This is a genomic window from Nostoc sp. (assembly GCF_036917755.1).
In the GTDB taxonomy this organism is placed as follows: domain Bacteria; phylum Cyanobacteriota; class Cyanobacteriia; order Cyanobacteriales; family Nostocaceae; genus Nostoc.
Genome location: NZ_JBALFC010000144.1, coordinates 50,344 through 76,426, shown reverse-complemented (window position 1 = coordinate 76,426; position 26,083 = coordinate 50,344). Strand labels below are relative to the sequence as shown.

The window sequence follows — 26,083 nt, the reverse complement described above, 5'->3', positions numbered from 1 at the left end:
ATCTCTCAAAATCTTCTGAATGTCATAATTACCGATTTTGACAAGTTCTTAACTGATTATGAGAGTAAGCGCTTTAACCATATAGCGATCGCATATTTATTCCCTAAAAGCAAATAAATATCTGGAAAAGGTAGGGTAGCACAGCTAGCTGTATGCCCTACTAAATAAGCAAAAATAAATAAATCAAACTATGTTACGTAATGTAAACTTAATTAAATTGGTTTGTAGTAAGCGGCTTCATCTCTGAAAATAGGGCTGGAGCTGCTTACTACAAACCTGATAAAATCACGGGTTTGTGGGGGGTTCAAATTTTATCCGAACCGTCTTAGGACGACAGGGGCTTCCCCAACAAACCTGTCCAGATGGCATATTAGTAAAAACACTACTACGAGCGCCAATCACAGCATTAGCGCCGATTTGCACTCCCGGCCCAACGAAACAATCTGCTGCCACCCATGCACCATTGTCAATGGTGATACTCGCTGTTTTCAACCCAAAGGCAGGGTCTTGGAGATCATGACTACCAGTACACAGGTAACTTTTTTGGGAAATTACGCAGTGTTCACCGATGCATATCTGATCGAGGCTGTATAAAACTACGTTATCTCCAATCCAACTGTAGTTACCAATAGTGACTTTCCAAGGGTAGGTGAAGCGGGCGGTGGGTCGAATTAATACGCCTTTGCCGATACGAGCGCCAAATAATCGTAGCAAAGCACAACGCAGAATATTTAACGGTTGAGGAGTGAGGGGAAAGGCGATCGCTTGTACAAGCCACCATAATAAAATATACCAACTTGGACGACCCCGGTCAAACCAGGATTGATCATATTTGCGTAAATCTACGAAAGGTTGGTCATTGGTCATTAGTCATTAATCATTGGTCATTAGTCATTAGTCAGGAGTAGAAACGCGATTAATCGCTTCTGTATAAGAGTTAGGAGTCAATAGTCAATAGCTTTTCTTCTGCTCCTTTGCTCCCCTGCTCTTCATCTCCCTCCTTCGGGGTAGTTGCAGTATTTAAGTGACCACCACAGTTGCGTAATTCGTAAAGTTTAACGCCAATTTGATATTCATATTGACTCAGCAAGCGTGCATAGATATATCCTGCTTTGCCATCTAAAAAACCGCGTTGAATAATATAAAACAAAACAAACCGCAAAATGGGTTTAAATGGCAGGCGTACCCACACTTTTTTCAAAAAGCGCTTGCGTTGCACGGCATCACCAAATAGATTGGCACTGATAGTACCGCTATCATCTTTACCTGCGAGAATATTAAAATAAACACTAGCTTCCCAGTTGGAATAGCGGTTGTGTCGTTCTAACCAGTGATAAAGGTCGCGGAAGTCTTCGTGGAGCATATCATTTTTGAGATACCCAACTTTCCCCTGCAAAATCACATGTTCGTGAACTTCGTTATCACCAGTATTGGGAATGTCTTCTGTATGTAAATTTTCGTAGCGACCATTTTTATGTTGAAATAAACGTAAATTCCAATCGGGATATTTCCCACCATAGCGAATCCATTTTCCTAAGAAAAATACGCGGCGGTTGAGATAATAACCTGTATATTCTTTGTGATGAATTACTTGGTCAATTTCTTCCCAAAGTTCGGGGGGGATGCGCTCATCGCAATCTACAATTAGTACCCATTCGTTCCGAAAAGGTAGATTATCTAAAGACCAATTTTTCTTTTTGGGCCAGCGTCCATTGAAGTTGAATTGTACGACATTTACACCGTGACTTTTAGCAATTTCAACGCTGTTATCGGTACTTTGAGAATCTACTAGAAATATTTCATCTGCTCTGGTGAGGCTAGCTAGGCAGGCAGGCAAGTTTAGTTGTTCGTTTTTTGCCGGAATTAGTACTGAAACTGGTATTTTAGATGACATATGAGTATAAATTATGTTATTGGTTTATCAAAAAGAATTCAGGAGGAGCCAGTGCGGTCTTGGGGTTTCCCCAAGTGGAGCAACTGGCGTTCAGGAGTCAGAATTCAGAATAAATTCTGTACGACTGGCGGATAGCGCAGCGTCTCTTAGAGTTGGGTCGAAGTGCGGGTCCCAATCCCCCACTGATAGCGTAGCGGTAGGGAGTCCGCGAGCGTCTTGATTCAGAATTCAGAATTCTGAATTCTGAATCAATTCTTATTTGATGTCGATAAAAGACCTTGAATAGCAGCATTTAAGTAACCAATCTGACCGTAAGCATAAACAAGTTTGTCAAACCGTTCTGCGGGATCAGAGAAATATTGCAATGCCTTATACAAGCCGCGCACAAACCGTTCGCTACCTCGCTGCAATTGAGCAATACCAGCTTTACCAGCAAGTTGTTCTCGATAGCATTCACTGATACCTTGCCACCAGCCTCGATTTAAAAACCAGGAACGTTGCAGGCGCTCTGGAGCAACATTGTGAGCGACTAGTGCTTCGGGAAGATAAGCGACTTGCCAACCACGCTGTAGGGCTAATTCGGTCATTTGCAGCTCTTCATTTGATAATAGATTTTTCCCGACTCGACCGAGATGAATATCAAAACCGCCAATTTCTTCTAGGAAACTGCGGCGGATGGAGTAATTTAAGCCTCTGGGTGTTGAACCAGGTTCCTTGATGTAGATGGTAGTGTCACCCAAGTCGTATGCACCCAGATTTGCAGCTAACCCTGGAGATAGCCACCGTGGTTGCTGGATTCCTGGGGGCCAGATGAGAGTGACTTTGCCACCTGCGATCGCTAGTTTAGAGTTATTGTAAGCAAAATATAAAACTTCTAGCCAGCGATCGCAGGCAACGGCATCGTCATCCAGATAAGCCAGAATATCACTACTAGCTACTTTTGCACCCGTGTTGCGGGCGACAGATAAACCAATAGTGGGTTCAAAGACATACTTGAGGCGCCGATTGTGGGTTCTTTGTTCTACAACCTCACGGGTGCGATCGCTAGACCCATTATCAACTACTACAATTTCAAAGTCACCCGCAAAATCCTGCCTTAAAAGACTATCAATTGCAGCCCCTAAATAGGTATCTCGATTGTGGGTACAGATAATGGCAGAAATTTGGGTGTCTGGCATAGATTTAATTTTGGATTTGAGATTTGGGACTTCGGCTTCTCTACGAGACGCTACCCGAACGCTACTTCGACAACGCTCAGTACAAGTCAGTCGAACGATTTGAGATTAAATTCTTAAATCCAACGCACAACTACCGAGAGTTAATGTAACCCAAAAGTTACTGACCCACCAACCGAGTTTCTTCGGAAATAATCTTTAAAACTTTACGTTTGTTGAATATGACTGTGTAAAACTACAAGAGTTTGGGCTAGTTGACTCAGGCGGGTTTCTAAAGATTGCTTGCGCCCTAACAGTTGACGTAACTTTTGGTAACGAGCGATCGCCATGCTAACACTGGGAATCTGATCTGATGGACATGGGCGCGACCAGACTTTACCAGCATCGTCTACACCACAAAGGCGATAGCCAGTAATAGACGATTGATAGGATACTTTCCCACCAGTGGCGCAAATTTCTTCTACGTAGTTCATCAGGCGGTCAACTTCTGCATGGCGCAGTGTTGCGGTTCCTCCGGGTTCTACTTCTTGGGGATTGGATTCTAACCAGCCATTAACAATTGGCCCTTCTAAGTAAATATCCTGAATTTGCTTCAAAATATTTTGTAATTCTATTTGCCAACCGGCAACAGTTTCCTGAATTTCTTCTAATAGATTCATCGCCAATGCTGGATTAGCACCGTGGCGATGGCTACTAAAGCTCGGAGTTTTCAACTTGGGTAGGCTGGGTGTTTTGCTACCATTCTCTTCTGCTTGAAAGGTTTGCACAGAGTCATGGTGAGGAAAGAAATTTTGTTCAGGAGGATAATCACTCTCAGTATCTTTGCCCAAGTCAACTGTTTGTCCTTGTGTATTGAGTTCCCCATCCTGAGAGGATGGAGTTTGTGTACTTTCTGTGGGTTCGTTGACTCCGACGCTGATTCTAAAAGAGAAAGGTCGTTTTGTCGTCGAATCACCCGTTTCGGCGGCAGAGGCAGTGCCGCGATTCCCTAAATCGTGTAAAGTTGCTTCTATGCGTTTTAAGCCTGCGTTCATAAAGACATCCTAAAGTTTGCTGTCCCCAGTGGCATTAAATAATTAAAAATGGGGTTGTTGGGATTTTTGGCTTTTGCCAGTTGGAGCATTAATGATGCTGGTGCTAATTTTATCCCTTAAAAGTTATTTGAAACCAAAAATCTCACCGATGAAGTAAAAAACTGCGGTGATAAATTGCAACCGTAGATATATTGTTAAAATTCTCAGGAAACAACTTTGGGTAAAATCATCTTAGTAACAGGGCCAGCACGATCTGGTAAAAGTGAATGGGCGGAAACTCTGGCCATGCAGTCAGGAAAAGCAGTTGTTTACGTAGCAACAGCCACCGATAACCCAGATGATCAAGAGTGGCATCAACGCATTTTAGAACACCAACAACGTCGTCCCCAAGATTGGGTAACTTTATCTGTACCTGTGGAACTGTCTGCTACCCTTGCTGATGCCAAACCCTATACCTGCCTTTTAGTTGATTCTTTAGGAACTTGGGTTGCTAATCTCCTGGAACACGATGAATCTAGCTGGGAAAACATCCTTGCAGAGTTGTTAGAGACGGTGGATCTGGTTGCTGCTGATATGCTGTTTGTAGCAGAAGAGGTGGGTTGGGGTGTAGTACCAGCTTATCTCCTGGGGAGGACGTTCCGCGATCGCCTGGGTTCTTTAGTGCGCCAGCTAAGTGTACTCAGCGATACTGTTTATTTAGTTACTGGTGGTCATGTTCTCAATCTCAGCGTCCTTGGTTCGCCATTGCCAAATAGAGGTGATGCTGGAACATTCAGGAGTCAAGATTCTTAACTATTGATTCAAATTAATCTAAAATCTAAAATCTAAAATTGTATTATGGCAACCAAACAAGAAGTTAGAGGATACCTTGCCTACTGGTTCCAGTTGGGTAAGAAAGTGATTACGGGCAACGGGAAGGCAAGCTTTTTGCCCCTATCGGTGCTAAATGGCGATCGCTATAGTGAAGAATTTGAAGAGTGCTGGCAAAAAATTATCTCACCGAAATCGGGTGACTGTTACTTAGAGGGTACACATGAAACCATTGCTGAACTGTTGACACCAGCATGGGATATGCTACCTTGTAGCCGTTGCAATATGCCAGTAGCCAAGCGAAACGTCGGGACGGCGGCGTTGTTATGTCCCTGCAATGATTTACCTAACTGGCCTAATACTGAATTACCAGCACCGCGAGAGCCAATTAAGACTCAAGACCAACTCAAAACAATTAGCGATCGGCTTGTAGATAATTTAGAAATCTCTTAGTTCACTTTGGTGCTTGGGAATTTTGCTCTTATTCCCGGCTAAAATTTGCAATCTGCGTTGGCGTGTTTGTCAAGCAAAATTAACCACTGTACCGATGATTGGAAACACGAATATAATTGCGATCGCTGGATGTAAAAGACCAAGAAAATCAGCAAATATTTGAATATCTTATAAAAGATTATAGCGGTTCTCAATTGCATCGAATACAGGAGCCAGTCGCGTGGGCGGGTCTCCCGACTTGGGCGAACTGGCATACCACTCGTAGGGGCACAGCAATGCTGTGCCCCTACATTACTATCAACTTGCAGATAATTTATTCTTAGGTGAGATATTACGTTGGCGCAACTTAGGAGGTTTAGCCAATTTCCAAACCGAATAATAGTTGTCACTGGAAACAATATCTGTTTTTAACTTATACTTTTTTTCGATTTTTTCGTGCCAAATATCTGAAGGATTGAGTAAAAAAACATCAGTAAACCCATCAGGGATTTTGGGAATTTTTTGGTTGTTCACCAATAGAAATCGCACTTTTGGTTCCAAAAGATAGCTCAGAGAAAAGACATTCCCAAAATTATTGCCCAAAGCATCACTAATCAAAAGTGGGCGAGTCGTTTGATTGATGATTTGGGCAACTTGTGGATTGTCATAGCTTATACCTTTATTCCACCAAGTTTCTGCCTGAGAACTCACCTTAGAAGAAATCAGACCACAAATAATCACTAATGCGATGATTATGTGCCAAATTCTCCGGCGTGACACGCTTCCATTATATAGTTGCGTAGCTAGTAGGTAAGCAACAGCTACTTGAATTCCTAAATAAGATGGGATGAAATATGGTTCGGTAGATGCTTCTATGCCCCCAGCAATTAAACTTGGCAGTATGAAAGGTAGTGCTGGGACTACAATCAATGTGATGATAAAAAACCAGACATTATAGTTAGTTTTTATACAAAGAAAATAAATTGAATATCCTACCAAAGTTAAAAAAAATGGTGTAATAAAATAGCCTATAGGATTGTCTAAGCTAAGGTCTATATCAAAAAAAATCCGGCTTAACTGCATCATCATAAATGGAAATATAGGCATTAAAAATGACTGCGTTGTTGTCTTATCTGCTGAAATCAAAAAATTAAAAAACTCACCAAAAACAATTGTTAGCCAAGGCATGAAGGCTAAAAAACCTACCAGCGATGCTATCAGATAAGTTCTAACAGTTTCAGTCAACTGAAATTTGGCAGTGACCATCACATAAATTCCGTGAGCAACTGCGACAAATCCACTCCAAATAAATGTATAAAGACTGATGGCTAAAGTGACTGCATAAATGCTCCAAATAGCAAATAAATCTGGTGGTTGTCGTTTTTTTGCTAGCTGATCTTTATCATGTGATTCCAGCCGCATTGCTTGCAGTAGAGATGCACTGGATAGCAATATAGTGACTAACCAGAGAATATATTCTTGTGCTTCTTGGGCGTATACTAGATGAATTGGAGAGATGGCCATGAGTGCGATCGCTACACCAGGAACTGATAATGGCACATTAAATAATTCTCGGCATAGCCAATAAACACAAGGGAAAACCAGCAAACTGATAAAGGCAGATAAACTTCTAATCGCCGTCACCGAATTACCAAAGATTTCCATCCACAATCTCGCTATTACGTAATACAACGGTGGATGCTGAGAATTTTCTTTTGCCAAAGACATAATTGTGTCATTTAAGCTTTTTTCTGGATTTGCACCTTGAAACTGGGCAAAACTTTCTCCGCCAATGACACGATTATTAAAAAGTTGCTGTTTTGCTTCATTAATTGTGTAACCAGAAATCCGCAATGAGGTATAAGTTTCATCATGCCAGTAAACTTTGCCATCAAGGTTAAAAAAGCGAAACAATATACCCATCGCCAATAAAAAAATAATTAAAAATCGCAACCAACTCGGAGCAAATTTGAGATGGTGCATAAGTAGTTTTTCCAAGAAATTGTTTAAAATAATTCAGTCAGGCGGATTTTATTCCTGTAGCTGCGACTTCCATTCGTTAGCGCAAAAGAGAACTTTTACAAAATTTGGTAACGCCATCTAGCAAAGTCTTTGCTATTAGATATAGTTAAAAAATCAATAGTCTTAAAGTGTCGGTCGATAGCTGGAATACTACATATTTTAGATCCAATATCCAAGTACGCCTGCAAAATTTTAGGAATTTCAAAATTATCTGGTTCTGGAGAGTTTTGAGGCATTTCAAGAGAATATTGTGAATTGGGATAAACTAAAATACTTGGATGCATCAAACCATTCTGCTGAAAATAATCATAAGCGGAAGTAGCTTGCCAAGGACATTGTGTTAGTAACGATGCACAGCCAAAGAAATATTGGTTTTTAGTCCAGATGAGATAATTTGCTAGCCCTTTCCATAGTAGTAAAAGTGCCTGACTGTTGCGGTATTCTTTAGCTATACATGCACGCCCAACTTCAACTGATGCCTGAAGCACAGAATTGGGAATTGCATTAAGATTAAATATATCAGCAGCATCAAAGCCTAGTCTTTGAGAAGCCATTGTATAGGTTTGCATCCGATAAGTTCCAATGGTTTTACCCGTCTGTTTGGAGATTAGGATTAAATGATGGCAAACCGCATCAAACTTATCTATATCCATCTGGGTAAAGTTAGAAGCAGAGAATCCTAAGCCTAGTTCAAGATTAAAAACTTCAAAGCGCAACCGAAAAATTGATTCTAATTCTGCTTCAGTTGACGCCAGCCGTAGGATATATTTTTCAGTTTGAAGGACGGGAAAATCTTCAAGATCGGGAGGATTCAGTGAGTAATTGATGTTGCGTCCAGAAACTTCCATCTATGTTCCTACTTAGATTTGCGAAAATATCATACTAGGATTTAGGCACTATACAAATAGCTCACATTATGCTTAATGTGTCGAAGCGTGATTGGGACGGTTTTCGATAAAAGAACCTCAAGAAAGCTTATTTTACTCTCTTGAATTAGGGGTAGAGTGCTTTTATTATGGGCATTAATTCCCAAAAAATCTGGCAATAAGATACAAAATTCTCCTTTGATATGCGCTATAAATGCAAGTCATACCAATTCACACAAACCCTGATACATATAGATTTATCGTAGGGGCACAGCATTGGTGTGCCCCTACAACGTATTTGTATGATTATTAAAGTGAAACGGTATCAGCAAAGAAAGTCACAATCAGGGCAGAAAGCCCCCGGATGAATCCAGGGGCTTGGATAATTTTGGTTGCGAAGCCTACCGCGCAATCTGTGGTAAATGCACGCTAAAATACTTAATTAATTAATTACGGTGATTATTGCTGTAGTGAACCCTTGTACCTGCCCAAAGCAACTTCTCCCTTAGCGTCTGATAGTAGGAATTGTTCTCGCGCAAAATAATAAATTTAGCCCGACAATCTGCCATCCGCACATCAACGCGGTGTCCCGGCCAAATTGAAGTCCCTAAAACTCCATCTGTCCACAGCTTGGTACTCAAATCGTAATCCCCCAAAGGCCAAATACTCACCACAGAACCAGGGGGTAAAACAAGGGGGCGACTAGAAAGGCTCATTGCACAAATCGGAGTGATGGTAATCGCCTCCATACCATCGTGCATAATTGGCCCATTGGCGGAAACGGTGTAACCAGTAGAACCTGTGGGAGTAGCAATGATTAACCCATCCCCAACGTATTGATCGACTACCTCACCGTCGATTTCCATTTCCAGAATTGAGGTAATCATTCGATCAGCCGAGGCGGGTTTGACGCAAAATTCATTCAAAGCTAGGTAACGCTCACTCACTGGTTCCAAATTAGACCCATGACCCTCATACACCGCAGCTTGTAACATCATCCGCCGTTGGATAGCATAGCGATCCTCAAACAGCCGATCCCAAACTTTCTCCGTATCCTGAAACTCTTCCACTGACTCAGTTAAAAACCCCAGATGACCTCCCACATTCACTCCCAGAATTGGGATGCCAGCTGGGGCTAAATGTCTGGCACTGGTTAAAACAGTACCATCGCCACCGAGTACCAAAGCGAGATCGATTGGTTGACCCGCCGAAGCCAAAAAGACTGGATAAGGGTTGTCTTTCGGCCCGCTAGGCCCCATCAACACTTGGCACTGGCGACTTTCTAGTTGTTTCGCACAGATTTCTGCCCATTCTTTACTCCGGGCATCCCGCGCTTTATAAGCAATGATTACCTGCTTGAGTTGCACGCACAATTACCACTTCAGGAGATTAAACTGCTCCATATCGACGGTATCGCGGTTGCGATAAATGGCCAGCACGATCGCTAAACCCACCGCCGCCTCGGCCGCCGCCACGGTAATCACAAATACTGTGAAAACCTGACCCTTAATTAATGTTGAGTCAAGGAAGTTGGAAAATGCCATTAAATTCAGATTAACAGCATTGAGCAGTAACTCAATTGACATCAGCACCCGCACAGCGTTGCGGCTGGTAATTAAACCGTAGATGCCGATGCAGAATAAAGCTGCCGCTAGTAATAAAAAGTACTGGAGTTGCATGAATCTGGGTATTCCTCATCAAAAATCTGCTTGTTTCTCTGCGAATGAAGTCGCAAATCTTACTCTTTTGTTTCGCTGGTTGTTGATACCAGTTCTCTGGGACGTTCTTGCAAAGTCAAAACAGTTTGCCCCAGTTTGGATGGTGTCAATAGGTCTGGCAAATACTCGCGACGTGCCAAAATAATTGCTCCTACCATTGCGATCAGCAGCAAAATGGAAGCTAGTTCAAAAGGCAATAAAAAGTCAGTGAAGAAATGTTCTCCAATTAAAACTATAGAACTTTCACCACCCACTACAGGAGGAGTTGAGTAAGCCCAAGGGGTTGCCAGTACCATCGTACTTAAAAGACCAAACAATCCTACACTGACTATACCCGTAAGTACTTTCCGCACCCAAGAGTTGGCAAATGGTACAAAATCCTGCCGCTTATTCACCAACATAATGGCAAACAAAATCAGCACGTTAACCGCCCCAACATAAATTAGTATTTGTGCGGCTGCAACAAAATCACCATTCAGCAACAGGTAGATTCCCGCTATGCTGATGAACACGCCCCCCAGCATAAAGGCAGAATAGACAATGCTGGAGAACAGCACCACACCAATGGCCGCCCCAATCATCATCACGCCCAGTATGCCAAGTGATACTAACTGTACTCCTTCCGCTAGATTCACTGTTTTTTGTCCTTAGTCAATTGTCATTGGTCATTGGTCATTGGTCATTAGTCATTAGTCAAAGGACAAAGGACAAATGACATTTATTTTTCTGTTTGTTCTACCAAGTCTTCTGGACGCGCACCCGGACGTGGCGCATCTGCGGGCAGTCCATGTGGTTCGAGGACACCTTTGGGTAAGTAAACTAATTCGCGCAGTGGTGTAACCATTGGGTCATCTGTTACTTTATAAGGCAGACGACCTAGCGCTACACTGTCATAGTTCAATTCATGGCGATCGTAAGTAGCAAGCTCATATTCTTCTGTCATGGATAGACAGTTAGTAGGGCAAAATTCCACACAGTTACCGCAAAAGATACAAACTCCAAAGTCAATGCTGTAGTGGTTGAGTTTTTTCTTTTTGCTGGCTTTGTCGAATTCCCAATCTACTACAGGCAGGTTAATCGGGCAAACGCGAACACAAACTTCGCAGGCGATACACTTATCAAATTCAAAGTGAATTCTACCGCGAAACCGTTCACCCAGAATCAGTTTTTCATAAGGATACTGTACTGTAATCGGACGCCGCCGCATGTGATCGAAGGTGACAGAAAGCCCCTGACCAATGTAACGCGCGGCTTGTACCGTTTCTTTGGCGTAATCACCAACTTGTTTCAGGAACTTTAGCATTGTGTTTGACTCTCTCTTTTGGATTTTGGATTTTGAATTTTAGATTTTAGATTCAATCCCTCCGGGTTCGGCAGTTACTCATGGGGGAAACCCCCAAGACCGCACTGCCTCACCAAAATCTAAAATCTAAAATCTAAAATTGGCTTACCCGCCAAAGGCGAAAGGAAAGGCTAGTTTCAGCGCGGCGGTTAATAGGAGATTAACTAAACCAACTGGCAACAAAAACTTCCATCCTAAATCTAACAGTTGGTCAATCCGTACCCGTGGCACTGTCCAGCGCAACAGGATGGCGACAAATACTAGTAAATAGGCTTTGAATACGGTCATAGTGATACCCAAAGCCGCAGTTACTATCTGGAACACGGGATTTGCTTCACTGACTCCCAGCCAACCAGCGATCAGGTTCAGGGGAACGGGAAAGTCCCAACCGCCCAAGTAGAGAATTGCTACTAGTAGGGAAGAAAGGATCAAGTTAACGTAAGAACCCAGGTAGAACAGACCGAATTTCATCCCTGAGTATTCAGTTTGATAGCCTGCTACCAGTTCTTCTTCCGCTTCCGGTAAGTCAAAGGGTAATCGTTCGCATTCAGCTAGGGCGGCTATCCAAAAGATCAAAAAACCGATTGGTTGTCGCCAAATGTTCCAGCCCAGGATGCCGTAGCCAGACTGTTGATTGACAATATCAACGGTGCTGAGGCTGTTAGACATCATAGCGATCGCTAATACCGCCAGCGCCAAAGGAATTTCATAACTAATAGATTGCGCTGCTGCCCGCAACCCCCCTAAAAGGGAGTATTTGTTATTAGATGCGTAGCCAGCCATCAGCAAGCCGATGGGTTGAATGCTTGACAAGGCAATCCACAAGAATACGCCCATGCCCACATTGCTAATTACGATGTTCTGCCCAAAGGGGACAATCAGGAACGACAAAAACACCGGAATTACAACAATAATTGGGCCGAGGGTAAACAGCCAGGGGTCAGACTTGGCTGGTACTATATCTTCTTTAAATACCAACTTCAGACCATCCGCTACAGGCACCAGCAACCCAAAAGGCCCCTGGTATTCTGGGCCAATTCGCTGCTGGGCTGCGGCAGAAATTTTCCGTTCTAGCCAAGTAGCAACTAATACCCCCACTGTTGCCCCAATCAGCATCAGTATCATTGGCAGGGGCATCCAAATCGCTTTGGCGGTTCCTGCTGGTATACCTAAATCCCGGAGGGATTCAATAAAAGTTCCTTGGAGGTCAATTCCTGAATTCATGTTTCCGCTCTTTAAGACATCGAGTCATGATGAGTTACAACTATTAGTTAAATTAATAACTGTAAATTCACCCATTTATAATTTTTGCTGCGATCGCGTCTGATTGAAGATTTGTTACCAATTCCCATGCCTAGTATATCCTTGGATGGTTTTAGCACCCTGAAGCGAGATGAGAACTTCTACTTATGGTTGGCATTGAGATTGGCTATTGAGGAGACGCGGGGACGCGGGGACGCGGGGAGATGAGGGAGATGAGGGAGCTGAGGGAGATGAGGGGGAAACTAATGCCCAATGCCCAATGCCCAATGCCCCATGCCCCATGCCCAATGCCCAATGCCCCATGCCCCATGCCCCATGCCCAATGCCCAATTACCGTTGGTCAATGGGAGTATAAGTAACTTCGTGCAGACCGTTGTAAACCTGGGTAGGACGGAAAATCCGGTTTTCTGCTAGTTGTTCTTTCCAGTGGGCTAACCAACCGGCAACGCGGGCGATCGCAAATATTGGCGTAAACAAGTCTGTGGGAATCCCCATCTTCCTATACACTAAACCAGAGTAAAAGTCAATATTGGGATAAATCCCTTTGCTACCGAGTTTTTCCTCTACGACTCGTTCCATTTCTTGAGCAATGTCATAGAATTTGTCATGCCCAAACTTTTCAAAGAGTTGCTCTGCTAGACCTTGTAAGATTGTGGCTCGTGGGTCTTTCACTTTGTAAACACGATGCCCAAAGCCCATAATCTTCGCTTTGCGTTCCAGACAATCTTCTATGTAGGGACGGACATTTTCCACAGAGCCAATTTTTTCCAACATCTGAATTACTTCTTCATTGGCTCCACCATGCAGGGGACCTCCCAAGGTTCCTACGGCACTAGCAACCACAGCGTAAGGATCAGTCAGGGTGGAAGCTGTCACCCTAGCACTGAAGGTAGAAGCATTCATTGTATGCTCGACTTGAAGTATCAAGCAGATATCAAAAACTCGCGCCATCAGAGGATCGGGTTCTTGTTCATCGAGCATGTATAGAAAGTTGGCGGAATAGTCTAAGTCATCACGGGGACGTACCGGGTCATTGCCTTTTCGCATCAGTTGGAACGCCGCCACCATCGTGGGAATGGTTGCTATCAGGCGCACCACCGAATCTCGAATGTAGACAGGATTATGTAAATCGCGGAGCGAATAAAACAAGCCTAAAGCAGCAGCAGAGGCTTGCAAGGCATCCATTGGGTGACCGCTTTCTGGAAAGCATTTCATCATGTCCCGAATGCGGTATTTTATTCGCCTGTGGTAACGAACTTCATGCTCAAATGCTTTCAGTTCTTCCTTGGTTGGAAGTTCGCCCCAGATTAAGAGATAAGCAGTTTCCAAGAATGTACTTTTTTCTGCTAGTTCTTCAATCCGAATGCCACGATATTCTAGTATTCCCTTTTGCCCATCAACATAGCTGATACTTGATTGGGCGGCGGGAATGCCTTCTAAACCAGGCTTGTATTCGCACACCATCATGGCAACACCATTCGCTTTTTGAAATATCTGATCAAGCTAACTTACCAGAAATTATTGTCACCATAACAGTAGCCATTCTAACAACAATTGGAAATGTTGAAAAACTGTTATAGCAGGTACTTGGGTGGTGTCAACCAAAACATCTGACTACGACCCAGAGCAGAACCTGTTTCTGGTAGTTTTATCCCAATCATACCTGCTTTTTTCAAGACTAAGCTGGCTTTGACTTCCCCCCATAGGAGAATTTCTGCCCAATGGCTCAAACCAGGTTCATGTCCAACCAGCGCCAGTTGGGTATTTTGGGAATAATTTCTTGGCTCTAACCAGTCTTTGAGCCAACTAGAAATTTCACCATCGGGGGCGAGGTGGCTAGATTCCTCTAACTGGGAGCTTAGTTTTTCTGCTATGAGGATTTCAGCCGTTTGGCGGGCACGCACTAAGGGACTGGTGAGAATAAAATCAAAGTTTAAACCTAATTTAACAAGTTTCTGGGCAACTTTCTCAGTTTTTTGCCGTCCTTCTTTGGTAAGGCTGCGTTCCTCATCCTTGATGCCTAATCCCTTGTCTTCGGCGATGCCATGACGAATTAAATATAGTTCCATACTTTTAGTTTTATTAGCGTAGTGGGGCGTAGCCCTTGCTTAGTTAGGAGTTACGCTTGGTGTGAATTAACCTGTCCTAATCTTAATCCCACATTCCGCAGGTGCGATCGTAAATGCTGTATTTTGAAGAATGACGTAAATGCCGCATGATGGTGAGCATGACAGCATCTCAACTAGATATTAGGGTACAGGATATTGACCACTGCCGCATAGTCGCAGGCATATGTGATGAGATGAACTTGGTAGAGCAAATAAACCATCTATTAGGGACTCATTCTCAAAGAAAATCGGCGGGAATCCCATCCCTTCAAGGGATGGGAGGAATAGCCGCCCGCCGATTTAGTCATTAGTCATTGGTCATTGGTCATTGGTCATTGGTACTAATGACTAATGACTAATGACTTCGATTTGCCCCCGGCTTCAAGCCGGGGGATGAGTTAAGAAATCATCAACTCACTGATATTGAAATCAACGAAGTTCGGCGACACACTGGTCGTGGTAGACCCCCTAAGGACCGAAACGCAAATGTTTACTACCAGGTTCGTGCCTCTGTTGTGCCTAAACAAACCGCGATAGATATTGAAACTGGAAGAGCCGGAAGATTTATCTTGGCAACAAATGTTGTGAACGCGAGCCAACTAAGTGATGATCATCTGCTGCCATATAAGGCACAACAATCAACTGAGCGTGGTTTCCGATTTCTGAAAGACCCGTTATTCTTTACGAGCAGTGTTTTCCTTAACTCGGCTGAACGAGTTGCAGCGATCGCTATGGTTATGGGTTTGTGCCTGCTTGTTTATAGTTTGGGTCAAAGAGCTTTACGTCAAGCTTTGCTACGAGCAAAACAGACTATTGATAATCAATTGGGGAAACCGACTGCCGCTCCAACTTTACCTTGGGTGTTCCAATGTTTCATGTCGATTCATTTGGTAACGAGCGCCCAAACAAAGCAAATTGCTAACCTTACCGAGGAGCGGTGCTGGATTCTCAAGTTTTTTGGTGCCCCTTGTCGGAAATATTATCTCCTTTGCTGATCAACCTGCGGAATGTGGGTTGTAGAAGCTAAAAAAGAAAATATCAATGCCACATTAGGTCAGTGTGTAGCAGAGATGTTAGCAGCTAAATTGTTTAATGAGCGTGAGGGAAATAACATTCAGACAATTTATGGTATTGTCACCACGGGAACTAACTGGAAGTTTTTGAAACTTATTGGGCAAGTGATTGAAATTGACTTGAGCGAGTATTATATTAATGACATAGGTAAAATTATCGGGATTTTATCTAACATCCTGACAGAAGAAGTATTTTAATATGCTTGTCAAGTCGATCCTTGGGGAACAAAGAACAGTCTTACACAACATTAGCTGGGAAACCTTTGAAGCCTTGCTGAGAGATACAGGTGAAGATAGAGGTTCTCCAGAACATTTACAGAATCAGGTAAACTTGATGCTTTACTTTATTGGGAAGAAGATAAGTCATTAGTAACAGTATGATCAAAGCGATCGCACCCTACAAAATCAACTCAAATAATCTGGATCTATCCCTAACCTTCGCAATTCTTGTGCCAGCTTTTGAGTGCGTTGTTCCGCAGTGGTAGCGCGTTGTTCAGCAGCGATCGCACGTTCTTCTGTTGTTAAATATCTGACTCCTTCTTTGTCATACCAATACAACCAATCCCGCGTAATTCCCTGATAGGTTCCCCGCTCATAACCAATTGCTAAACCTATCTCTGATAACCAAACTAGATTTACTGGCTGCAATACATATTCACCATTTACAAACCGATAAACTTCTAAAGGTGGTTTTCTCCGGCGTTGGGGATTGTAGACAACATAATACAAAATCTCCATCTCCGCATAAAGTTTCTTTTTGCTAGTGTATTCCCCACGCCGTCTGTGAGAAACAACTTCTAGTGCCATAATTGGCATCACCTTTTCTTCCCACAACACATAACTCAAGCGCAAGTTCTCATCAAAAACTCGCTCGACTCCTAAACTTAAAAATCCATCGGGGACAATCGGCGGTAGTTCAGGATCGTAATATATCCCCATATCAACCCCAAAAAACCAATCCATCCGGTTTGCCCACAACCAAGCTAAAATGGCTTCTAGCAAGCCCGGAATCAAATGTTGTAGTTGATTATCCACAGGTTCATCGTCAGAATCGGGCAGATCCTCGGCGGAGGGTAAGCAGTGCAATGGGTTGTAATTTAACATGGTGGGTGCGATGTCTACGACGGGCTATGCCTATGCACATTCATAGCAAACTTATAATATTGATGATATCTATCTACCTCTGACAAGCCCCGAAATTTATTTATGAGATTATTAATTTTGAATTTTGAATTTTGAATTCGGAGCGAAGCGACGTGACTTTTTCTTGCGATAATTCCCAAGGGGGACGCGCTCTCCACTGGTTAGTAAAAGAGGGATAGATGACACTCAAGCGGTTGATTTTAATTTTTATACTGACACCGATAGCAGTTCTGTTGGCAGTTTCGGCTTTATTCAATAGTTGGCAAGAACCTCAGTTTCAAAGTCGCCTAGAACTCTACCAAACCAATATTGCTCTACAAGCCCAAGCTTGGCAATCAGAAGATAGCAACGATAACAATCTCCAGGCGATTCGGGAAGCTATACTTGGTGAGCAACCCCTAGAAAGCGCCACAAAGCAATATCAGGAGGCGCGTGCATCAGTTGAAGCTAATTTGGATAAAGTTAACAACAAACTTGCACAATTACGTTCTCAACCTGAAATAACTCTCACGCCTCCAAAACCTCTACCGGACGTTCCTCCGACGACTAAAACCTCTCAAGGGGGACAGCAGCAACAGTTACAGCAGTCTCTTAAGCAACTCCAAAAATTACTGGCGGAATTAAACTTGCGGCTGGGAATTTTACAAGCACAGCAAGGACAGACGGATACAGCCTTCAAGACTTGGAGCGAATTACAACAACGCTCAGATATTAATCCAGAATTTGGGGAAACTGCTGCTGTATTGAGTGGACTGTGGAGCAATCCTCCCCGTCTCCTCCCAAATCCTCAAGAGTTGATTCAAAAGAATTTGGAAGGTTGGTTTCGCTCTACTGCTTTGATTCAGCTATACCAACTCCAGCAACGACAAGATGCTTTATCAGCAGTTAAAGCTGCACAACAAGAATCTGCTGCTCAAGCTGTAATCAAATTAGCAGTTATTGGCACTATTCCTACCTTGGCAGCGTTAATTGGTCTAATAGTGCTGATTTTGTTATTTGCTCAACGCTTGTTGAAAGGAAAAGCCTCGTTACTAGCTCAAAATGCTGATCTCCCTTGGTCAACACCTTGGGATGGTGAAACGATTTTGCAGGTTTTTGTCGTCGGCTTTTTCTTCATGGGGCAAATTTTTGTACCCTTGGTAATATCGGTGCTACCCATCCCGCGTCCCGTTGCTGATGTCCGACTTCAGGCGTTTTCTGTCTTGGTTAGTTACTTACTGGTAGCATCTGGTGCGCTGTTAGTGCTGTATTTCTCTCTCAAGCGCTTTTTTCCCCTACCAGAATTTTGGTTTCGCTTTCGTTTTCAAGATAACTGGTTTTTGTGGGGACTGGGAGGCTATTGCACGGCTTTACCGATAGTTGTGGTGGTATCTTTGATTAATCAACAGCTATGGCAAGGGCAGGGTGGTAGTAATCCTCTGTTGCAATTAGCACTGGAAAGCCAAGATGGTGTAGCACTTGGTATCTTTTTCTTTACAGCAGCGATCGCAGCGCCATTTTTTGAAGAAATTCTGTTTCGCGGTTTTTTGCTACCATCTCTAACTCGTTACTTACCCGTGTGGGGATCGATTTTTGTTAGTAGTTTGTTGTTTGCGATCGCTCACCTCAGTTTGTCGGAAATTCTGCCACTGACCGCATTGGGGATTGTCTTAGGCGTCGTTTACACGCGATCGCGCAACCTCCTCGCTCCGATGCTTCTCCACAGCCTCTGGAATAGTGGTACATTATTAAGTTTGTTCACTTTAGGTAGCAATTAACACTAATCTACTACTGTTGTCTAAAAGAAAAATATCTGCTTTCATCTCCATAAGTAGGAACAATTTACTAGTTCTAATTGGTTGTAAGCATAAATACTGGCTGAAAACCAAATTAAGAAAATAGCAAAAGCAAATCAAAGAATGCTGTTAACATAGACAACAAAATATCTAGTTAAGCATTTATTCTGATTCGGATGATTTTAGCTATTTTCGAGATGTTAGAAGATGCCTCTTGGGTTTCCACATTCCCACTAACCACACTACTGATCTCGTAATTGGTGCGATGGCGTTTCAGTCCCGGTGGAAGCGATCGTAAAAAAAATCCGGAAATAATACTGATAGACTTGTAAAAAGTGGTGTAGATAGCAGTTTTTGCTGATTATTGAGGTTCATTTTTCTCAAGATAAATGTCTTGCCTACAAATCTGCAAAACTGCCGCACCAGGGTTTGCAATCATCAAATCCACCAAAAGTCATTAAGGAACGCCAGATTTTCAGGCTATGCCGCAAGACATCTTAGCGTCCCCTCCCGAAGAGAAGCACGCTAATTTTGATTATTCGTCTTGGGGCTTATTTATACTGAAAAAATTGAAAATCCCGGAATTAAGTAAATACATTTACTTAAATTAATTCCAATAAAGAGTTTATTTTTATACCTTAGTTATCAAGGAGCAGCATTTATATGGCAAATTTCAACCCCACTCACCCAACCAAACAACTTCTAGCTGGTTACTGTGGCATTATCCTGGGAGGATTTGGGGTTCATAAGTTTATTTTAGGATACCCTTCAGAAGGCTTTATCATGTTGGTGATTTCTCTAGTCGGAGGTTCTTTCACCTACGGAATCGCCTTGTTAATAATGCTACTTGTAGGTTTAGTTGAAGGCATGATCTACTTGAATAAGTCCCCTGAAGAATTCGTAAATACCTACTTTGTGAATAAGCAGGGTTGGTTCTAGTACTTTGTCAAATTCATTTTGATGGTTAAAGAGACGCGATAAATCGCCGTCTCTACAGCAAACCTATCCGTCAATTATTTATTGACGGACTACTAGTACTTTGTCAACTTGACACACTATTATATTTATTTCTATTGATATGCTCATTCTCAAACCTAAACAGCAACAGCTTACCTGGGTGATGTTCCTCATATTGGGCTTAGGATATTTCAGTGCTATGTCTCATTTGGAAATCAACTATTTCTTAAAAAGCCTGATTGTGATCATGCCAATACAGGTGGTAGCTATTATCTATGTGACTTATCTACGCTGGAGCCGTCATTGACTAGCGATTTTAGATTTTAGATTTTAGATTTTGGATTAAAAGAATTTTTGGTTCATGCCCCGCCCGAAGTCAAGCGGAATAAATCTAAAATCCCAAATTTGTCTTGAAAAGTTTGCTCAAACTCCTTCACCCCCCTTCGGGTTCACCACTTTGCTTATGCCGGGAAACCCGTCCACCGCACGCAACTTTTGTCTCCGACACCCTCTTCGCGTTCGCAAAATCTTCAAGCCTTGTCCCCTTGTGGGCGAGGTTAATCCAAAATCGCTTTCTCCAAAATCCAAAATTGGTTGACCCACAGCAAAGTACGATAAATTAATAATTTAAATATGGTTGACACTCAGTCGTAGTTCCATATTTCGTCTACGCTCGAATTAGAGACGCTTTTAGTCAGGCGTTGAATTTCTGTAGCGAATCTAAACACTTGCCATGCAACTTGTCCCGAAAACTAAGCTAGCCCCAGAACTTGACCCAATTCTAGAGAAAATTATTCTAGACGTTGGCGGCATGAAGTGTGCTGGGTGTGTGAACGCAGTAGAACGACAGCTTACCCAACATGCAGGAGTCAAGAGTGCCTGTGTGAACCTGGCCACAGAGGTAGCAGTCGTAGAGTCAGAAACTGGTGCGGTAGATGCAGATGCACTAGCACAGCGATTAACAGACGTTGGATTCCCGACTCAACACAGAAAAGCTAGTGGCACTATAGCAGGCAAGATATCTACCTTACCAGACCCAGCAGAACGACAACGCCGAGAAATGCACTCTTCACTCAGGCAGTTAGCGATCGCTGCGGTATTGCTGATATTGTCGGGAAGTGGACATTTTGGTAATCTTGGTAGCTCAGTGTTGCCAGTGTTGAATAACATTTGGTTTCACTGTGGACTAGCGACAGTGGCGCTATTAATTCCCGGTCGCCAGATTTTAGTAGATGGCTGGCTAGGCTGGCGGCGAAATGCGCCGAACATGAACACCCTAATCGGATTAGGAACGCTGACAGCCTACATTGCTAGTTTAGTCGCGCTGCTTTTTCCCCAAATGGGTTGGGAGTGCTTCTTTGACGAACCAGTAATGATGCTAGGCTTTATTCTCTTGGGAAGGACATTAGAGCAACAAGCTAGAGGTCGCGCCGCATCCGCATTTAGGAAATTGCTAGCACTCCAGCCACTCAAAGCGCGATTGATTGCCAACCCAGAAAAAGCAGGAGTGGGATCTTCTAGTGTAGAGATTCCTGCGGAACAGGTGCGTGTTGGTGAATGGTTACAAGTACTGCCAGGTGATAAAATCCCTGTCGATGGTGAACTGATGATTGGTCAAACAACCGTCGATGAGTCAATGCTGACTGGGGAAGCAGTACCAGTAATCAAGCAACCAGGAGATATGGTGACAGGGGGGACGCTAAATCAGTCAGGAGCGATCGCTATTCAGGCAACCCGTATTGGAAGTGATACAACTCTAGCTCAAATCGTCACTTTAGTAGAAGCCGCCCAAACTCGGAAAGCCCCAGTACAGAAATTAGCAGATACAGTAGCTGGTTACTTTACCTACGGTGTGCTGACAGCATCAGTCTTAACATTTGTCTTTTGGTACTTTTTTGGCACTCACATCTGGACTGATATCACCATGTCTGGTGGCATGGAAATGATCAGCCACGCTACACATAATACCCAGCACTCCCCACTATTAATCAGTTTAAAACTAGCGATCGCAGTGATGGTAGTCGCTTGTCCCTGTGCTTTGGGACTTGCTACACCAACAGCGATTCTTGTCGGGACTGCTATGGGCGCAGAACGGGGTCTGTTAATCAAAGGCGGCGACGTTTTAGAAAAAGTACACCAGCTAGATACCGTAGTATTTGATAAAACTGGCACTCTCACCACAGGTAATCCTATCGTCACAAATTGTCTGTTAATTAGAGGAGATGAGGGAGTAAGCGAACATGATTATTCTTCCTCATCCCCCTCATCCCCCTCATCCCCCTCATCCCTCATTCAACTAGCAGCAGCTGTAGAAAGCGGTACTCACCACCCCTTAGCAAAAGCGATTCAGCAAGAAGCACAACGGCAGCAGTTATCTATTCCAGAGGCTGTGGACTTTCACACGGAACCAGGACTAGGGGTGTCTGCTGTGGTAGAGGGCAGAGTTGTACTGTTGGGTAATTGGGACTGGTTGAACTGGCATGGCATTGCCATTAGTGAAACTGCACAACAAATAGCACAAGATTTAGCAACAGATGGTAAAACAGTTGTTTGCGTAGCAATTGGGGAAACTTTAGCTGGGCTAATTGCTGTTTCTGATACCTTAAGACCAGATGCTCAATCCACGGTAGACAAATTGCGTCAGATGGGTTTAAGGGTAATGTTGCTTAGTGGCGATCGCCCAGAAGCAGCTAGCGCGATCGCCAAACAACTAGGATTAGATAGCGCTGATGTAATAGCAGGTGTCCCCCCAGCCAAAAAAGCGGCTGCAATACAGTCTCTACAACAAGCAGGAACAAAAGTAACTCCCCACTCTGTTGTCGCAATGGTGGGAGATGGAATCAACGATGCTCCAGCTTTATCTCAAGCAGATGTCGGAATTGCTTTACACTCCGGGACAGATGTGGCGATGGAAACTGCTGAAATTATTCTAATGCGCGATCGCTTAAACGATGTCGTCGAATCTATTCAGCTTAGTCGCGCCACCTTCAATAAAATCCGCCAAAATTTATTCTGGGCTTTTGCATATAATACAGTTGGTATTCCTTTAGCAGCCGGTGTTTTATTCCCTAGTCTGGGTTTTGTCCTTAACCCATCTGGTGCTGCTGCATTAATGGCTTTTAGCTCTGTTAGCGTCGTCACAAACTCAATATTATTACGAGTTGTGATGCGTAAAGCCCCCGTCATTCCTATCTCAAGTTAAATTAACGCGATGTGCAACTTATTCTTGAAACCCCGCTTCCATTCCTCTCCCCCACAGGGAGAAAGGCTTTGATTCTTACTCCCCAACGCTAGTAAGGAAGGGGGTTAGGTTTGAGAGAAAGTTGCACACGGCATAAACTAAGGAACCTGGATTAAATAAAATGCAAAACTTCATCTTGTCTCTAGCCTCCCTCTCCTTGTAAAGGAGAGGGATTGAGGGTGAGGTAAGCCAGGGCATAAATTGTATGTTATTTAATTCTTATTCCTAAGTACAGCATTTGATCAATTCGTAGCCAATTAAATTTGGCAATACCCTGCAATGCCAATGCGTCGGCTGACAATGCCAATGCGTTGGCTAACAATGCCAATGCGTTGGCTAACAATGCCAATGCGTCGGCTGACAATGCCAATGCGTTGGCTAACAATGCCAATGCGTCGGCTAACAATGCCAATGCGTTGGCTGACAACGCCAATGCGTCGGCTGACAATGCCAATGCGTTAACTTACAATGCCAATGCGTCAGCTGAGATTAAAAACGCTACGCTTTTATGCAAAACTGTACTAAGTCGCCCCGTCAGGTTTTACCAGTTCACAAAGCCTCTTGAGACACCTACCAAAGCTATCATAGCTACTGGAGTATAACGGCCATGTTCTACTCTTTCAAGGTATTATGCAATTTTAAAGCTTATTTAGATCAGCACCACAGATTTATGGTGCGTGAAAATGGCAAGATACGATACTAAACAAATATTGATTCATCACAGTTCCACCGATTTGTCAATGGCAGCAGAAACCAATGAAAACCATCTACTGATTATTGAAGACGATCAAGGTCGCAAAGAATTTTCTCTGGAGTACCCCGTCTACTCTATCGGTAGAGATCGCGAGTGTAATATCCGTTTGATGTCGCAGTTTGTCTCCCGCCGCCATGCCACATTAGTGAGATTGCCACGAGAGCATAATAGTCATAGCTACTATTACCGGATTGTAGATGGCGATGCTAAAGGTAAGCCTAGTTCCAACGGTTTGATGATTAATGGACGTAAGATACCAGCTCACGATCTAAAAAATGAAGATGAGATCGTTTTTGGCCCTCAAGTACGTGCTATTTATTACATTTTAAGAAACAATCAGCGTTTGGGACAAACGGATTCAAGTGAGTACGACATTACACTAATAAACCCAGGTATGGCCGAGGATTTAGAGGATGTGGGAGAGTGAATTTTAACTACCAATCACAGTCTGAGAATCCCACGCCTTCAAGTCGTGGGAGTGGGAATATAATCACTAAAGCTATTATCCTGCAAGACTTTCAATCAAATGCCAATGGCGGCTATTTTCAATAGCCTGCTTGATGAATTCAAACATTTGTCGGCAATAATTATCTAGTTGGAGTGGTAGTTCTTCATTTTTAATCACAATACTCATTCGGGTTTCTATTTCAGTAGATTTTGATTTATCAATCAGTACTTCTACAGTGACTAATTTAGGAAAAGGAACATTGCCGGGAACCTCACGAGCGATAATGTACTCCGCCGTGTGGTATTGAATATCCAACTGAGATTCCTGTAAAAGTTCTACAAGTAACGGCAACAGATGGTCACTAGGAACAGAAACAATAAATGAACAGGTATAGCGAGCCATAATAGCCCCACGCCTTGCAACACTCCGTCCATCCTATAATACCGAAGCATCTAAACGGAAAGTGATTAGAAAAGCAAAGTTTTTGAGTTTTGAGATCAGGGATTAGGGACTGACAAATAAAAAAATATCCAAAAATTTCTTGTGGTGCGGGCATCTTGCCCGCTAATCACCCTGGACGGGCTTTTCGGCCCATCCCACAAGATGGAATAATTTATTTTTTGGAGTTCCCTTACAAGATATACAGTCACATCTGTTCTATCGACAACGAAAGTGCCGTAAGCTAAAAGTTTGATCAAAAACTTTACAATAAAGGTTTGGCTGAGGTAGAAAATGAAAGTCGCAATTACTGGAGCAACAGGATTAGTTGGTAATCGTTTGGTACAACGACTCCACGGGGAAGGTCATAGAATAGTAGTATTAACTCGGAACACTGCCTTTGCTCAAAAGGTTTTTCCATCTGAGGCTTACGCCAATCTAGAAATTGTTGCCTATACACCAAATGCATCTGGTTCTTGGCAAAATGCGATCGCTAGTTGTGATGGCGTAGTTAATTTGGCAGGAGAACCTATTGGTGAAGGACGCTGGACACCAGAACGCAAACAAGAAATCCTCAATAGCCGGAAGTTAGGTACACAAAAAATAGTTGAAGCAATAGCCAATGCTAATCCGAAACCAACTGTGTTAATTAACGCTTCAGCTATTGGTTACTACGGCACCAGTGAAACGGCTAGCTTTGATGAAACAAGTGTATCTGGTAACGATTTTCTCGCCCAAGTTTCCCAAGCCTGGGAAGCAGAAGCGAGAAAGGTAAAAGATGCCGGTGTGCGATTGGTAATTCTGCGTTTTGGGATTGTTCTGGGCAATGGTGGTGCTTTAGGTAAAATGATTTCACCTTTCAAACTCTTCGCAGGTGGCCCTATTGGCAGTGGCCGACAGTGGTTCTCATGGATTCACGTAGACGATTTAGTTAACCTGATTCTGGAAGCTTTAACTAAACCGGAAATAGAAGGCGTATATAATGCTACTGCCCCTAACCCAGTCCGCATGGCAGATTTAAGCCAAACTTTGGGGCGAGTGATGAATCGCCCTTCTTGGTTGCCCGTTCCTGGTTTTGCGATCGAAGCTCTTTTAGGAGACGGGGCTATAGTAGTTTTAGAAGGTCAGCAAGTCATCCCAAAACGCACCGTGGAAACAGGCTTTGAGTACAAATATCCGAATTTGCAATCAGCGTTAACGCAAATTCTTAGTTAAAAGGGAGTGGGGAGTGGGGAGTGGGGAGTGGGGAGTGGGGAGTGGGGGGATGAGGGAGATGAGGGAGATGAGGGAGAAATCAGCAATGCCCCATGCCCCATGCCCCATGCCCAATTCTTTGACTATTGATTAGAGAGAAATTTTCTGGAAACCCAACTGATAATACCACTGAGAATCGCACCGCCCATGAGGATGCCAATTGCTGGGTTAAACAAGGGTTGCCACAGTTTATGCCATAAATCCAAACCCAGGTTTACTCCCGCCGCATCTCCGATCGCAGCGATCGCTAACCAGCCAAAGCCAAACAAAACTAAAAAAACATCTGCGACTAAAGCCATGTTTAGCCAATTTAACAATTTCTCTTTCATGATGGGA

General features: G+C 43.3%; 27 protein-coding genes and 4 pseudogenes. 14 read left to right on the top strand and 17 right to left on the bottom strand.

Annotated features, from left to right (window positions below; all coding sequences use genetic code 11):
- Positions 1–285: 285 nt before the first annotated feature.
- The 4 genes from hpsU to V7L05_RS30770 form a co-directional block, all read right to left on the bottom strand.
- Entirely contained in the window at positions 286–867 is a 582-nt protein-coding gene (gene hpsU, locus V7L05_RS30785; protein ID WP_335169901.1) for a hormogonium polysaccharide biosynthesis acetyltransferase HpsU, read from the bottom strand.
- Between the two features lie 70 nt (positions 868–937).
- Positions 938–1,894 carry a glycosyltransferase family 2 protein gene (locus V7L05_RS30780; RefSeq protein ID WP_335169899.1) on the bottom strand — a complete coding sequence of 319 codons (957 nt, stop codon included), beginning with the start codon at positions 1,892–1,894 and terminating at the stop codon, positions 938–940.
- Between the two features lie 248 nt (positions 1,895–2,142).
- Positions 2,143–3,072, bottom strand: a complete 930-nt coding sequence (locus tag V7L05_RS30775) for a glycosyltransferase (protein ID WP_335169897.1) — start codon at positions 3,070–3,072, stop codon at positions 2,143–2,145.
- Positions 3,073–3,275: 203 nt separating this feature from the next.
- Complete coding sequence (locus V7L05_RS30770) at positions 3,276–4,103, bottom strand: hypothetical protein (protein WP_335169896.1); 828 nt, start codon at positions 4,101–4,103, stop codon at positions 3,276–3,278.
- Between the two features lie 216 nt (positions 4,104–4,319).
- Between V7L05_RS30770 and cobU the strand changes: the two genes are divergently transcribed.
- Positions 4,320–4,895 (top strand): bifunctional adenosylcobinamide kinase/adenosylcobinamide-phosphate guanylyltransferase, encoded by a 576-nt coding sequence (cobU, locus tag V7L05_RS30765; RefSeq protein WP_335169894.1) that lies wholly within the window; start codon positions 4,320–4,322, stop codon positions 4,893–4,895.
- Positions 4,896–4,940: 45 nt separating this feature from the next.
- Positions 4,941–5,366, top strand: a complete 426-nt coding sequence (locus V7L05_RS30760) for a hypothetical protein (protein WP_335169892.1) — start codon at positions 4,941–4,943, stop codon at positions 5,364–5,366.
- A gap of 72 nt (positions 5,367–5,438) precedes the next feature.
- On the opposite strand, the pseudogene V7L05_RS30755 reads toward V7L05_RS30760, so the two are convergent.
- The 8 genes and pseudogenes from V7L05_RS30755 to nuoH form a co-directional block, all read right to left on the bottom strand.
- Positions 5,439–5,525, bottom strand: a pseudogene (locus V7L05_RS30755) (DUF4079 domain-containing protein); the annotation flags it as partial.
- Positions 5,526–5,663: 138 nt separating this feature from the next.
- A complete protein-coding gene (locus tag V7L05_RS30750; RefSeq protein WP_335169890.1) occupies positions 5,664–7,328 on the bottom strand; it encodes a glycosyltransferase family 39 protein in 1,665 nt (554 codons plus the stop codon).
- A gap of 95 nt (positions 7,329–7,423) precedes the next feature.
- The gene (locus V7L05_RS30745) at positions 7,424–8,215 is read right to left on the bottom strand and encodes a GNAT family N-acetyltransferase (protein ID WP_335169888.1); all 792 of its coding nucleotides are present in this window, start codon (positions 8,213–8,215) and stop codon (positions 7,424–7,426) included.
- Between the two features lie 464 nt (positions 8,216–8,679).
- The gene (locus V7L05_RS30740; protein WP_335169886.1) at positions 8,680–9,600 is read right to left on the bottom strand and encodes an NAD(+) kinase; all 921 of its coding nucleotides are present in this window, start codon (positions 9,598–9,600) and stop codon (positions 8,680–8,682) included.
- A 6-nt stretch (positions 9,601–9,606) separates the two neighbouring features.
- A complete protein-coding gene (gene nuoK / locus V7L05_RS30735; protein ID WP_006199065.1) occupies positions 9,607–9,912 on the bottom strand; it encodes an NADH-quinone oxidoreductase subunit NuoK in 306 nt (101 codons plus the stop codon).
- A gap of 59 nt (positions 9,913–9,971) precedes the next feature.
- Positions 9,972–10,586 carry an NADH-quinone oxidoreductase subunit J gene (locus V7L05_RS30730; RefSeq protein ID WP_335169884.1) on the bottom strand — a complete coding sequence of 205 codons (615 nt, stop codon included), beginning with the start codon at positions 10,584–10,586 and terminating at the stop codon, positions 9,972–9,974.
- 83 nt (positions 10,587–10,669) lie between these two features.
- The gene (ndhI, locus tag V7L05_RS30725; RefSeq protein ID WP_300416687.1) at positions 10,670–11,254 is read right to left on the bottom strand and encodes an NAD(P)H-quinone oxidoreductase subunit I; all 585 of its coding nucleotides are present in this window, start codon (positions 11,252–11,254) and stop codon (positions 10,670–10,672) included.
- Positions 11,255–11,398: 144 nt separating this feature from the next.
- On the bottom strand, positions 11,399–12,517 hold the full coding sequence (gene nuoH, locus V7L05_RS30720) for an NADH-quinone oxidoreductase subunit NuoH (RefSeq protein WP_335169883.1): 1,119 nt from the start codon (positions 12,515–12,517) through the stop codon (positions 11,399–11,401).
- Between the two features lie 208 nt (positions 12,518–12,725).
- Between nuoH and V7L05_RS30715 the strand changes: the two genes are divergently transcribed.
- On the top strand, positions 12,726–12,911 hold the full coding sequence (locus tag V7L05_RS30715; RefSeq protein WP_335169881.1) for a histidine kinase: 186 nt from the start codon (positions 12,726–12,728) through the stop codon (positions 12,909–12,911).
- On the opposite strand, the gene V7L05_RS30710 is transcribed toward V7L05_RS30715, so the two are convergent.
- Together V7L05_RS30710 and sixA are read right to left on the bottom strand one after the other, a co-directional pair.
- The gene (locus V7L05_RS30710) at positions 12,887–14,023 is read right to left on the bottom strand and encodes a citrate synthase (protein ID WP_335169879.1); all 1,137 of its coding nucleotides are present in this window, start codon (positions 14,021–14,023) and stop codon (positions 12,887–12,889) included. The genes V7L05_RS30715 and V7L05_RS30710 overlap by 25 nt on opposite strands.
- Positions 14,024–14,130: 107 nt before the next feature.
- On the bottom strand, positions 14,131–14,625 hold the full coding sequence (sixA, locus tag V7L05_RS30705; protein WP_335169877.1) for a phosphohistidine phosphatase SixA: 495 nt from the start codon (positions 14,623–14,625) through the stop codon (positions 14,131–14,133).
- Between the two features lie 158 nt (positions 14,626–14,783).
- On the opposite strand from sixA, the gene V7L05_RS34910 reads away from it, so the two are divergent.
- From V7L05_RS34910 to V7L05_RS30685, 4 genes and pseudogenes are all read left to right on the top strand, one after another.
- Positions 14,784–14,975, top strand: a complete 192-nt coding sequence (locus V7L05_RS34910; RefSeq protein WP_442937832.1) for a DUF4277 domain-containing protein — start codon at positions 14,784–14,786, stop codon at positions 14,973–14,975.
- A 90-nt stretch (positions 14,976–15,065) separates the two neighbouring features.
- Positions 15,066–15,659 (top strand): annotated as a pseudogene (locus tag V7L05_RS30695) (IS1634 family transposase); the annotation flags it as partial.
- A gap of 12 nt (positions 15,660–15,671) precedes the next feature.
- A pseudogene (locus V7L05_RS30690) lies at positions 15,672–15,935 on the top strand (hypothetical protein); the annotation flags it as partial.
- Position 15,936: 1 nt separating this feature from the next.
- Positions 15,937–16,041, top strand: a pseudogene (locus V7L05_RS30685) (Uma2 family endonuclease); the annotation flags it as partial.
- A 101-nt stretch (positions 16,042–16,142) separates the two neighbouring features.
- Here the strand turns inward: V7L05_RS30685 and V7L05_RS30680 are convergent.
- Positions 16,143–16,841, bottom strand: coding sequence for a Uma2 family endonuclease (locus tag V7L05_RS30680; RefSeq protein ID WP_335169873.1), 699 nt, complete (start codon positions 16,839–16,841; stop codon positions 16,143–16,145).
- A 218-nt stretch (positions 16,842–17,059) separates the two neighbouring features.
- On the opposite strand from V7L05_RS30680, the gene V7L05_RS30675 reads away from it, so the two are divergent.
- The 5 genes from V7L05_RS30675 (at position 17,060) to V7L05_RS30655 (ending at position 24,034) form a co-directional block, all read left to right on the top strand.
- The gene (locus V7L05_RS30675; protein WP_335169871.1) at positions 17,060–18,637 is read left to right on the top strand and encodes a CPBP family intramembrane glutamic endopeptidase; all 1,578 of its coding nucleotides are present in this window, start codon (positions 17,060–17,062) and stop codon (positions 18,635–18,637) included.
- 681 nt (positions 18,638–19,318) lie between these two features.
- Complete coding sequence (locus tag V7L05_RS30670) at positions 19,319–19,594, top strand: TM2 domain-containing protein (protein WP_335169870.1); 276 nt, start codon at positions 19,319–19,321, stop codon at positions 19,592–19,594.
- 751 nt (positions 19,595–20,345) lie between these two features.
- Positions 20,346–22,814 carry a heavy metal translocating P-type ATPase gene (locus V7L05_RS30665; protein ID WP_335169868.1) on the top strand — a complete coding sequence of 823 codons (2,469 nt, stop codon included), beginning with the start codon at positions 20,346–20,348 and terminating at the stop codon, positions 22,812–22,814.
- 302 nt (positions 22,815–23,116) lie between these two features.
- Positions 23,117–23,455 carry a hypothetical protein gene (locus V7L05_RS30660; protein WP_335169866.1) on the top strand — a complete coding sequence of 113 codons (339 nt, stop codon included), beginning with the start codon at positions 23,117–23,119 and terminating at the stop codon, positions 23,453–23,455.
- 81 nt (positions 23,456–23,536) lie between these two features.
- A complete protein-coding gene (locus V7L05_RS30655) occupies positions 23,537–24,034 on the top strand; it encodes an FHA domain-containing protein (protein WP_335169864.1) in 498 nt (165 codons plus the stop codon).
- 75 nt (positions 24,035–24,109) lie between these two features.
- On the opposite strand, the gene V7L05_RS30650 is transcribed toward V7L05_RS30655, so the two are convergent.
- Positions 24,110–24,457, bottom strand: a complete 348-nt coding sequence (locus V7L05_RS30650) for a hypothetical protein (RefSeq protein WP_334827109.1) — start codon at positions 24,455–24,457, stop codon at positions 24,110–24,112.
- A gap of 330 nt (positions 24,458–24,787) precedes the next feature.
- Between V7L05_RS30650 and thyD the strand changes: the two genes are divergently transcribed.
- Both thyD and V7L05_RS30640 read left to right on the top strand, forming a co-directional pair.
- Positions 24,788–25,708 carry a thylakoid membrane protein ThyD gene (thyD, locus tag V7L05_RS30645; RefSeq protein WP_335169862.1) on the top strand — a complete coding sequence of 307 codons (921 nt, stop codon included), beginning with the start codon at positions 24,788–24,790 and terminating at the stop codon, positions 25,706–25,708.
- A gap of 6 nt (positions 25,709–25,714) precedes the next feature.
- The gene (locus tag V7L05_RS30640; RefSeq protein ID WP_335169860.1) at positions 25,715–25,837 is read left to right on the top strand and encodes a hypothetical protein; all 123 of its coding nucleotides are present in this window, start codon (positions 25,715–25,717) and stop codon (positions 25,835–25,837) included.
- Here V7L05_RS30640 and V7L05_RS30635 read toward each other — a convergent pair.
- Positions 25,831–26,076: a hypothetical protein gene (locus tag V7L05_RS30635; RefSeq protein ID WP_334947832.1), complete on the bottom strand. Its 246-nt coding sequence runs from the start codon at positions 26,074–26,076 to the stop codon at positions 25,831–25,833. The two genes, V7L05_RS30640 and V7L05_RS30635, sit on opposite strands and share 7 nt — an antisense overlap.
- Positions 26,077–26,083 lie beyond the last annotated feature (7 nt).